Origin of the sequence: Corynebacterium sp. HMSC062A03 (assembly GCF_001811145.1) — a bacterium.
Taxonomy (GTDB): Bacteria; Actinomycetota; Actinomycetes; order Mycobacteriales; family Mycobacteriaceae; genus Corynebacterium; species Corynebacterium aurimucosum.
In genome coordinates, this window is the sequence record NZ_KV803649.1 from 1 (window position 1) to 1,466 (window position 1,466).

Genomic DNA, 1,466 nt, shown 5'->3' on the forward strand with positions numbered 1-1,466 from the left:
GGCTCTTCCGGTTTCGGGGTGCGTAGCGGGGTGAGGTAGAAAACGACGGGTTCAGCGGGTCACCACAACATGTAGGGGTCCCTGGTGTGAAGATGAAAGTTCCTACACAACCATCTAAACCCACCAGGGACCCGTACTGTGAAGCCTACTGGAAACCTCGTCGCCGACACTATCTGCCGTACCGCGGAAATCGGACTTGCCATCACCGGTGCCGCTGATGCCGGAGCGTTGACCATCATTGAGGCCACGCCAGTAGCCGTTATCGGCGTGTGCCCGGACTGCGGACAGCCAGGAAAGCTGCGCGACCACACCACCCGTCGACTCGTTGATCTTCCTGTCGTTGGATTCCCCACTAGGCTGCACGTAACAGTCCCCAGATTCTTATGCACAGCCGTCTCATGTAAGAGAAAGATCTTCCAAGAATCTTTAACCTGCGCGGATGACGGCGCCAAACTCACTTATCGGGTCACCCGCTGGATCTTGCAGCGCCTTGCTATTGACCGGATGAGTGTGTCAGCTACCGCCAAAGCACTCGGTGTGGGATGGGACCTGGTCAACCAGGTCGCACTGGATGCCTGTCGCCAGCTTGTCTACGGCGACCCCGGTCACCTAGACGGGGTTCGCGTCCTCGGAGTCGATGAACATGTATGGAAACACACCAGAAAACCAGGTCAGGCATCAAACCTGGTGACCATACTTGTTGACCTCACCCCGCTGGTGGACGGGCGTGGGCCTGCTCGTTTGTTAGACATGCGACCGGGCAGATCCGCCCACGTGCTGAAGCGGGTGGCTTAAAGAGCGCGACCCCAGCTTCCGGGAGCAGATACAGGTGGTGACCATGGATGGGTTCACCGGTTATGCCACCGCAGTTGAAGAGCAACTACCACAGGCGAATAAAGTCATGGACCCTTTCCATGTGGTGCATCTGGCAGCCGACAAGCTCACCAGTTGCCGACAAAGACTCCAACGTGAGACAACCGGGCGCCGCGGACGCAAAGATGACCCGCTGTACAAGCACCGGCGCACCCTGTTGACCAGGACGAACTATCTCACCGAGCGGCAAAAGCAACGCTTAGAAATGCTGTGGGCCACCGATGACGACTACGTGGCCCTAGAAGTAACGTGGCTGCTCTACCAAGACGTGATCGCAGCGTACGCGCATCCGAAGAAATCGGAAGGCAGAAAGCTCATGGAACGCATCATCCACACCCTGCGTAAAGGACTACCAAAAGGCTTAGAAGAGCTCGCCCAACTGGGGCGCACCCTGTGGCGTCGACGCAAAGATGTGCTCGCCTACTTTGATATCGGCGCATCCAACGGTCCCGTTGAGGCAATCAACGGCAGACTCGAACACCTACGCGGCATCGCCCTGGGATTCAAAAACCTCAACCACTACATCTTGCGATGCCTCATCCACTCCGGACAACTACAGGACAAAATCAACGCACTCTAAAACCGGAAGGGCC

At 57.3% G+C, this 1,466-nt stretch carries 1 pseudogene; it reads left to right on the forward strand.

What is annotated here, in order from left to right:
* Nucleotides 1–138: 138 nt before the first annotated feature.
* Nucleotides 139–1,453, forward strand: a pseudogene (locus HMPREF2781_RS02320) (ISL3 family transposase).
* The last annotated feature ends 13 nt before the right edge of the window (nucleotides 1,454–1,466 follow it).